Source organism: Candidatus Chloroploca asiatica (genome assembly GCF_002532075.1).
GTDB classification, from domain to species: Bacteria; Chloroflexota; Chloroflexia; order Chloroflexales; family Chloroflexaceae; genus Chloroploca; species Chloroploca asiatica.
Genome location: NZ_LYXE01000058.1, coordinates 1 through 9,622, shown reverse-complemented (window position 1 = coordinate 9,622; position 9,622 = coordinate 1). Strand labels below are relative to the sequence as shown.

Genomic DNA, 9,622 nt, shown 5'->3' with positions numbered 1-9,622 from the left:
GGATGCGGCCTCGCCCCGGTACGGGCACCCCTTGCGGGTGCCCCGCCCCGGTACGGGCACCCCTTGCGGGTGCCCCGTTGTATCCGATTTCGTATGATGCAATTGCCCTGCACCTCTGCATTCCTGATGTTGACAGCCTGCCCCTGAACGGGCTATGATTGGAGTTACAGCGACGATCCAGAAACCGTGATCTTACCTATGACTCAGTCACTTGACCGTGCCTTTGACCTGCTCGAGGCGCTTGCCACGAATGACGACGATATCAGCCTTTCGCAGCTAACCGAACGTACCGGGCTACCGCTTGGCACTGTCCATCGCCTGCTCAGCAGCCTCGTGAGCCGGGGCTATGCGGCGCAAGATCGCGAGACGCGCCTCTATGGACCAGGGCCGCGCTTACTTGAAGTAGCCGCACGGGCCTCGCAGAGCCGCCGCTTCAGTCTGAATCGCATCGTGCGCCCCTGTTTGCAAGAATTGACTCGCACCACCGGCGAGACCAGCAATTTGCTGGTGCTCCACGGTGACGAAGGCGTTTATAGTGAACAGGTCGCCAGTCCACATCTGGTGCGCATGTTTACCGAGGTTGGGCAGCGCGTACCGCTCTACTGTACGGGTAGCGGCAAGGCGATCCTTTCCGGCTTTTCACCCGATCAACTCGAGAGCTACCTTGCGCACACGCAGTTGCGCCCCTGGACACCAAAGACGTTTGTGACGATAGAAGGGCTACGCAATGAATTGGCCCGCTCACAGGCCCGTGGCTTTGCGCTCGATGATGAAGAGCGTGAAGCCGGTGTCTGTTGTGTTGCGGCACCAATTTTTGACCGCATGGGTCGCTGTGTTGCTGCGATCAGCATTTCAGGGCCAATTATGCGTATGACCCTCGATCGTGCCCTTGACTTAGGGCCAGTTGTTAGCGAAGCCGCCACCAGTTGCAGTTTGCAACTGGGCTATCGCCCGCCACCATCGCCATCAAGCTGAGAGGATATGCAAGCACACCATTTCTTCACCGCATCGCTTCGCCGCGAGCCCAGGGGAGCGACGATCACGCAGATTATAGCAACGGCGCTCGCAGCCGTCGATCCAGCGGCTGCCGTGGCACGCTACCTCCGGCGCGAGGGCAACACGTTGCTTGTCGGTGAGCGTCGCTTTGATCTAGCGACGCTCGACCGCGTCATCATCGTCGGCGCAGGCAAGGCAGGGGCACCAATGGCCTACGCAGCGGCACAGGTGCTGGATGATAAACTCAGCGCGGGGCTGGTGGTGGTCAAAGATGGGCATCTGGCAGAGCTGCCCCAGCCGACGCCCCCCAGCTTTGGCAGGTTACACTTGGTCGAGGCGGGCCATCCCGTCCCCGATGAACGTGGCGTCGCGGCGGCGCAGGCGATGGTTGACCTGCTCGCCGATCTGACCGAACGCGACCTTGTGCTGGCCGTCATCTCGGGGGGCGGCTCGGCGCTGCTGACCCTACCCGTGCCGGGGGTGAGCCTCACCGATCTCCAGCAACTCACCTCAGCGCTGCTCGCCTGTGGCGCGACGATTGGCGAGATCAACACCTTGCGTAAGCAACTCGACCAACTCAAAGGCGGCGGCCTGGCCCATATTGCTGCGCCAGCAACCCTGATCACGCTGATTCTCTCGGATGTCGTGGGCAATCCCCTCGATATTATTGCCTCGGGGCCGACGGTTCCCAATCCTACAACCGCGGTTGATGCGCTCTCCATCCTGGATCGGTATGATCTGGTGGAGCAAACACCGCCCGCGATCCTCGCCTATCTTCAGGATAGCAACACGGGCACTAGGTCACCTGAACAAGCCTCAGGTGATCAGAGCTTCGCACGGGTCTCCAATCTGCTTGTCGGTGACAATCGCCAGGCCGCCGTCGCCGCGCTGGAGAAGGCACGCCAGGCCGGCTTTGCGCCGCTCTTGCTCACCACATCGCTCGAAGGCGAAGCCCGCGAGGCTGGACGGATGCTCGCTGCCATTCTGCGGGAAATTGCGCTCAGTGGTAACCCGCTGCCGCGACCGGCGTGCCTCATTGCCGGCGGCGAAACCACCGTGACGCTACGCGGCAACGGGCGCGGCGGGCGCAACCAGGAACTGGCCCTCGCCGCCGTCAAAGCCCTCGATGGTCTACCCGATGTCGCTCTGATCGCGCTGGCAACCGATGGCGGCGATGGCCCCACCGATGCCGCAGGTGCAGTGGTCACCGGTGCCACCGCCGAGCGCGCCCGTGCGCTTGGCCTTGACCCCGACGCGTTCTTGGCAAACAACGACGCCTACCACTTCTTTCAAGCCCTTGATGATCTGCTGCTGACTGGGCCAACCTCAACCAATGTCAATGATCTGACGTTGCTCTTTGCCTGGTGAGGGTGAGCCTCTGGCTGGGGGTTTGGGGCCTGCGGCCCCAAGAATGCTTCTTTCGCTAAAAAAGCCAGCGTAGCTGGCTTTTTTAGCGAAAGAGAGTCGTTTGGAGCATAGCCCCAGGATTTATTGTGCTTGCACACAATGCCAGCGAAACTGGCATTGTGTGCGAGCATGCCAAGAATTTCAGGGTAACGCCCTACGGCAACGCTAAACCTCGCACCGCGGCGTGATCGAGTAAAACACCGAGATCGCGTCGGTCGGGCGCGTAAAAGGTGGGACTCCGTAGCTGGAGAGGCTCGTTTGAGGCTGGAAGTAGCAGATGGAACGTGCGCCACGCGGGGGCAAGCGTGACGGTCTCGCATTGCCGTTGGGCACAGATAGTCAATGGTACGGGCAGGCCATCGGGATGCGGTGCGGCGGCACGCAAGGTCAGGCGCACGAGGCCAGCCTCGGCGTCCAGCGGATCAAGGCGTAGCCTGGCCCACCCGTTTGTCCAGCGTGTCTGCCTTCCTTGCTGCATTTCGGCAGGATAGACGCCGTCGACATACCCGAGATCAAGCCCGGAACCTACGTCAAGCGTGGGAAGCGGGGTTGGCTCCAGCATCTGAAAACCCCAATCAAGCGCCCGCTGTTCTTCGAGAAACTGCCCTTGAAAAGCCACCCGCGCCTCGTCTACGCGGCCTTGCTCACGCAAGAAATCGCCCATCACCACACTCGCGCCAACATAACCGGGGCGATTCTCACGCGCCAACTGATAATAGCGTTCCGTCGCCGCCAGATCGCCCTTGCGCCGATGCAGATCGCCAAGCACCAGCCAGCCATCCGGTGTGGGCGAGGCCCGCAACGCCGCCAGATACATCGCGGCAGCCGCCTCATCGCGCCCCGCCGCAGCGTGCCAATCCCCAGTTTGGCGATAGACACTGCGTTGCGTCCCTTGCGCGGCCCAGGCCCAGGGATAATAGGCCAGAAAAGCGAGCACCATCAGGCTCAGCGGAAGAGCAACCACAGTCAGGGTGGGCAGGCGCAGCCGTTCGCCGCGCCAGAAGCCATCGAGTGCCAGGGCCGCGAGCGGGATGAGTACCATAAAAAGGAAATGCCGGTAGCGCCATTCGGCGTGGGTCACCATCGTCGCCGCGAGAAAGATCAGCAGCCAGAAGAGCATCGGCAACGCCAAACCTTCGCGCCGCGTGAGCGCCAGCGCGATCCCAAAGGGGGCCGCGCACATAATCACAAAATAGAGCAGGTCATCGAGCAGCAGTGAGGCAAGAAAGATCAGCGGTGGCGGATCGCTGTTATAGTCAGGTAGCAAAAACCGATCCTCAATCGGCTTGATCGACCAGAGCCTGATCCATTCGGTGGGGATTTTCCGCAGAAAGATCATCGGATCTTCGCGCAGCCGCTCGAGGCCACGCTGAGTCGCGAAATCGGCTCGTTCCGCCGGACTGGGGATCGCCTTCAGTTGCGCATGAATTTCGGGAATCGTCTCGCGTGGCTCGTAGTAGACCCAGAGATCGCGGGCGCTACCGGTCTCGATCAGCACACACTCACCATACGCAAAGCAATTGCGGATCGTCCAGGGCGCAATCACGAGCACCGTCACCACCGCCATCATCAGCGCAGGCGCAACCGCGGCCACCCGCAACCGTCGCCTCCGCCAGAGATCGAGGCCCACGATCCATGCCATGGCGACCGGCACAAAAGCGAGCCCAGCCGAACGGGTAAGGCAGGCCAACCCCAGCAGCGCCCCGGCCAACCCGACCCGCCAGAGGCCGCCTTTGCGACGCCAGCGAGCGAGCGCGAGCCACGAACCGGTAAAAAAGAAGGTAAAGAGCGTCTCGCTCATATAAAGGCTGGCAAACGTCGCGTAGGTTTGCAGCAACGCCGCGATCGCAGCAGCAAGCAACGCAGGACGGCGCGAACCCTCGGGCGCAAGCTCACGGGCCAGTAGATAGATAAGCCAGACCACCGCAACACTCAAGCCCAGATTTGGCAGCGCCGCCAGGTGGACATCGCCATCAGCAAGCCAGAGCGACCCGGCCAGGAAGAGCGGGTAGAGCGGCGCACGCAGCCAGGGCCAGCTTTCGTAAAAGACCCAGCCACGCCCACCGAGCAGATCGCGCACAACGGTCAGATATTCGACCTCGTCATTGGCCGGCAAATGCAATGGTTGCGCCCAGAGGATCAAGCGCCAGATCAGGGCAACCAGCAGGATAAGCGCCAGGGGCGCATGATGACGCAGAGCTTGCATAAGGCTTCATCATACCACATCCTTACGGAAGGGTAAGGATTGCCACCGAGCCATTGCGATAACGATTGCCCATCACATCCTGGAAGCGCGTCTCAAGCTGGATCAGCGCGGTACCCTGGCTGCCTGGTGTCACCACGGCTGGCACCTGATACGTACCCTGAGCGCCCGGAGCAACGCGTGCTGGTTGGATGATCAGGGCACCATTTTCCAGTCGACACGACGGATCAGCTATTTGAATTTGAGTGCAGACATCAGCCGGGAAGGTCAATTGGGGCGGCAGATTGACGATCAGTGTCGGACGCAGCGCCGTCGCCAGCGGCGCACGATTCTGGTACGTCAAGGTCAGCGCGACCGTCGGCGTCACCTCCGCCGTCAGGCTGGCCCCCGTCACACTCGTCAGCAAATCTGGCGCAGGCGGCGGCGGATTCACCGTCAGCGGCAACTTCACCTCATCAGCAATCGCATCAAGGACATAGGCATTATCTTGATACGGGGTACAGACCACCGAACGCCACCAGCCTCCTTCAGGATTGGTGAACGTATCGCGTTCCCATAAGGCCTCACCAAACACCGGATTAGCAGGCGCAAGGCCGCCTTGCAGGGCACGTGGATCAAAGGGATCAGATGGGCGATAGAAACGCACTCTGAGGCGGATATCCACGTGACGATCGAGATCATACTGTTGCAACGTCAAGGATGCCGTCGCAGGAGGCACATAGAACCACTTCGTCAAGCAGAACTCATCGTTGGCATAGCGCGTCGCATAGCGGGTGACATAGTTCTTCACCGTTGTCTGGAACATGCCCAGGGTGATGATTTCGCCGGTGTCGGTACCAACAAGCGGCGCAGTAGACTCATTGGCATCATGATCCCAACCAACCCGCACCGCCCAGTTGTTCATATCATTGCCCTCGGTCGCCGAGCGCAGGATGTAGCGCCCACAGGCGACCGGTGCCGGAATCGTCCACACCGTCTGCCACTGCTCAGCGCTCGCCGTCGGAGCAAAGATTTGCTGATCCAGCGAACCATCTGCACCCGGGCCTGGCATGTTTACCGCTGGCCCGAGCTCGGTGCCTGGTCCGTAGAGCTCAAAGAAGGTATTGCCAGCATCGCTCAGGTTAGACGATACAGCCGTAGACGCACTATTGAGAATGGTATCAAGTGTATTCGGACTGCTATGCAAACCAGGACTGAACAACTGAATGCTCAACGGGCGCGTTTGGTCCCAGCTACAGGGCACCCCGATAAAGGCATAACTAAAGCCTTCACGTCCATTGGCCAAAGTGACATTGTTGATATAGTAGTACCCACGTTCGGCTGGAATATCAGGACCAGCGGTAAACATATACCCAACGTAACCAGTGACATCATTCGGCCATGTGATCTCATTGTACACAATCGTGATCGTCGCGATATTCGGATCGCCCAGCGTAGCATTTGTCGGATTGGTCAGGCCAATGCGGAGGGTCTTATAGAGTTGGCTACTTGGTCGTCCATTGATGATGACGTCAATCGTCTGCGAGATCTGGCCGGTGTTAAAGGTCAACCAGCCAGGTGTGAAGGTGTAGTCGGCGGCGTCAGCCGTACCCCCAGTCACAATTGCATACTGAACGGCCACGGTGTCAGTTGGCAGAGTATCAAGCACCACTTCAAGCCGCACGGTTGCCGTTCCGGTATTCCCAATCGTCACCAACGCCTCGGCCTGGGCAAACCGCACCGTTGGCGTCGTTACAGGATCTGGTAGCACCCAGCCAAGACCCTGGCTATTGCCAAGCACGGCCTGTGCCGATGGAGTAGTAATGCTGGTCAAGCGCACGGCAACGAGGATCCCAGGCTGGGCAAATTGAGGCCGGACTACCTCGAGATTAATCGTGCTGGTGATGGCATCTGCCACGATGATATGGGTAGCAGTCGCAAAGAGTGAACTCGTGCCATCAAGGGTATTGATGAGAATAATTTCAAGCCCAAGATCAATAGCATCGCTAATCGGGCGCGTCAACGTCAGCGGATAACGCAGCGTATTCTCCACCGCCGCTCCGGCGTCGCCAATCGAAACCCGCGTACGCTCGTTATCGGTATTAGAGAGTACAAAGCTCGCCGGATCGGGTTGAAGCCCTGCGTAGTTCGGATCCGCGCTGACAGCCGGTCGCACCTCGATGGTATACGCCTGCAGGCCATCAAAGAGATCATCATCAACACCAGTAATCGTCACAATCTGCGGCACAGCCCAGTTGGCCGCATCAAAGACAAGCGGCAAGCCACTTGCGGCACTCACCACACCTTCAGAAACATCGCTGGAGATGACATCAATGCTTACTGAAGCAGTTGGCTGACTGGTCAGGCGCAGGGTCATCGTCACAAAGTCGCCATCTTCACTCGTAAACTGGCCTGATGGCGCAACGACCTCAATGCCAGCGACATCGTTATCCGTAATGCTAACCGTGTAGTCGGGCCAGGTGCGGTTATAACTGGCATCAGTGCTGATGCTAGTGATGGTAATGACCCCAGTATGGGGCGACGGCTCAACGATCGCATCGTCAACCGCGGTGACCGTTACATTTTGAGGTACATCCCACCCATCTACGGTAAAGAGCAGGGTTGTGGGGACAACGCCAACCTGACCATCCGGCGTGAGCGTGATCGTCACATCGGCAAGTGGCTGAGTCTCAAGCGTAAGACTAAAGACACCCGTGTTTGCCGTAACGTCTTCACTCAGCGCGAGCGTAGGCGGCAGAACAGTCAGGCCTGCAGTGTCATCGTCGCTAACTGTAACCTCCACCACCGGAGCATTCAGCGCCGCATAGACGGGATCGCTCGTGGTGATCGTATGGGTAATGGTCAACGTGCGCTCACCGGGAGCGATGTCATCATCGAGCGCAGTAACCGTCACGGTTTGAGGCGTCGCCCAGTCTCTATCGGTGAAACTCAGGATAGTTGGTGTAACGGCAAGTGTGGCTGGCTCGTTGAGATTCAGGGTGACCGTTGCGGTCGGCTGACTCGTCAGTTCCACTGTGTAGGTAAAGACCGCCCCCTCCGCAAGGGTAACCGCGCTCTCACTCAGGATAAATCCAGCGGTGTCGTTATCCGTAATCGTCACCGCCACCGGCGCAACCGCGAGCCCCGCATACCCGAACGCCGTGCTCGTCACCGCGTGCGTGATCGTCACCGACCGGTCGCCTTCCGCAATCGCATTCTCCGTCGCCGTCACCGTCACCGTCTGCGGTGCCGTCCAGTTCGTCCCCGTGAAGGTCAGGCTGCTTGCGCTGGTAGTCACCCCGGCGGGCACCGTCAGGTTCACCGTCACCGGCGTCGTCGGCTGGCTGGTGAGTTCCACCGTGTAGGTTGCACTCCGCCCCTCTTCCACCGTCAGCGCCGTCGGCGTGATCGCCACGCCCGCCGTGTCGTTATCGGTAATTGTCACCGCCACCGGGTCAACGGCCAAGCCCGCATACCCGAACGCCGTGCTCGCCACCGCGTGCCGGATCGTCACCGACCGGTCGCCTTCCGCAATCGCATTCTCGGTTGCGGTCACCGTCACCGTCTGCGGATCCGTCCAGTTCGCCGCCGTGAACTCCAGACTGCTTGCACTCGTCGTCACCCCACCCGGCACCGTCAGGTTCACCGTCACCGGCGTCGTCGGCTGGCTGGTGAGTTCCACCGTGTAGGTTGCACTCCGCCCCTCTTCCACCGTCAGCGTCGTCGGGGTGATCGTCACGCCCGCCGTGTCGTTGTCCGTTATCCGCACCGTCACCGTCGGCAACGGACGGAAAGGCGCCGTCGCCTGGTTGTAGTTCGGGTCACGACTCGCCGTCGTGTGCGTGATCTGGCTCGTGTGGACATCCGCCTCATCGATGGCGTCATCCACCGCCGTCACTTGCACGCTCTGGGCGGTGTTCCAGTTCTGCGGCGTGAAGACGAGGCTCGTGCGGTTGACGCTGACCTGGGCCGCGTCACGCCCGAGCGAGATCGTCACCGGCGCGGTCGGCTCGCTCAACAGGCGCACCGTGTAGTTCGCACTCGCCCCGCCCTCGGCGACGTCGACCGTCGTCGGCATGATCGCCACGCCCGCCGTGTCGTTATCGGTAATTCGGACGGTCACGGTGGGCAGCGGACGGAACGGCGCCGTCGCCTGATTGTAGTTCGGGTCCGCGCTCGCCGTCGTGTGGGTGATCAGGCTGGTGTGGACATCCGCCTCATCGATGGCGTCATCCACCGCGGTCACTTGCACGCTCTGCGCTACATTCCAGTTCCCCGGCGTGAAGGTGAGGCTGCTCCGGTTGACGCTGACCTGGGCCGCGTCGCGCACCAGCGTAATCGTCACCGGCGCGGTCGGTTCGCTCTCCAGCCGCACACTGTAGCTCGCACTCGCCCCGCCCTCGGCCACGGTCAACGCCGTCGGCGTGATGTCCACGCCCGCCGTGTCGTTGTCGGTAATCCGCACCGTCACGGTGGGCAACGGGGTAAAGCGCGCCGTCGGCTGGTTGTAGTTCGGGTCCGCGCTCGCCGTCGTGTGGGTGATCAGGCTCAGATGCACATCCGCCTCATCGATGGCGTCATCCACCGCCGTCACTTGCACGCTCTGCGCTACATTCCAGTTCTGCGGCGTAAAGGTGAGGCTGCTCCGGTTGACGCTGACCTGGGCCGCGTCGCGCCCGAGCGTGATCGTCACCGGCGCGGTCGGCTCGCTCTCCAGCCGCACACTGTAGCTCGCACTCGCCCCGCCCTCGGCCACGGTCAACGCCGTCGGCGTGATGTCCACCCCCGCCGTATCGTTGTCCGTTATGCGCACCGTCACGGTGGGCAACGGGGTAAAGCGCGCCGTCGCCTGATTGTAGTTCGGGTCCGCGCTCGCCGTCGTGTGGGTGATCAGGCTCAGGTGGACATCCGCCTCATCGATGGCGTCATCCACCGCCGTCACTTGCACGCTCTGCGCTGCGTTCCAGTTCTGCGGCGTGAAGGTGAGGCTCGTGCGGTTGACGCTGACCTGGGCCGCGTCGCGCACCAGCGTAATCG

At 61.1% G+C, this 9,622-nt stretch carries 4 protein-coding genes; 2 read left to right on the top strand and 2 right to left on the bottom strand.

Annotation, left to right across the window (positions count from 1 at the left end; translation table 11 throughout):
- Positions 1 to 198: 198 nt before the first annotated feature.
- Positions 199 to 975 (top strand): IclR family transcriptional regulator, encoded by a 777-nt coding sequence (locus A9Q02_RS04990; protein WP_097651256.1) that lies wholly within the window; start codon positions 199 to 201, stop codon positions 973 to 975.
- Between the two features lie 6 nt (positions 976 to 981).
- Complete coding sequence (locus A9Q02_RS04985; RefSeq protein WP_097651255.1) at positions 982 to 2,364, top strand: glycerate kinase type-2 family protein; 1,383 nt, start codon at positions 982 to 984, stop codon at positions 2,362 to 2,364.
- Positions 2,365 to 2,557: 193 nt separating this feature from the next.
- Here the strand turns inward: A9Q02_RS04985 and A9Q02_RS04980 are convergent, their stop codons facing one another.
- Together A9Q02_RS04980 and A9Q02_RS04975 are read right to left on the bottom strand one after the other, a co-directional pair.
- Positions 2,558 to 4,609, bottom strand: a complete 2,052-nt coding sequence (locus A9Q02_RS04980; protein WP_097651254.1) for a glycosyltransferase family 39 protein — start codon at positions 4,607 to 4,609, stop codon at positions 2,558 to 2,560.
- Positions 4,610 to 4,631: 22 nt separating this feature from the next.
- Positions 4,632 to 9,622: Calx-beta domain-containing protein (locus tag A9Q02_RS04975; protein ID WP_281256869.1), on the bottom strand; the 4,991-nt coding region annotated here is incomplete at its 5' end.

What these genes read in the sequence shown, in the direction of transcription:
- A9Q02_RS04990 (WP_097651256.1), top strand. Translation starts at nt 199, where the DNA reads ATGACTCAGTCACTTGACCGTGCCTTTGACCTGCTCGAGGCGCTTGCC.
- A9Q02_RS04985 (WP_097651255.1), top strand. Translation starts at nt 982, where the DNA reads ATGCAAGCACACCATTTCTTCACCGCATCGCTTCGCCGCGAGCCCAGG.
- A9Q02_RS04980 (WP_097651254.1), bottom strand. Translation starts at nt 4,609, where the DNA reads ATGCAAGCTCTGCGTCATCATGCGCCCCTGGCGCTTATCCTGCTGGTT.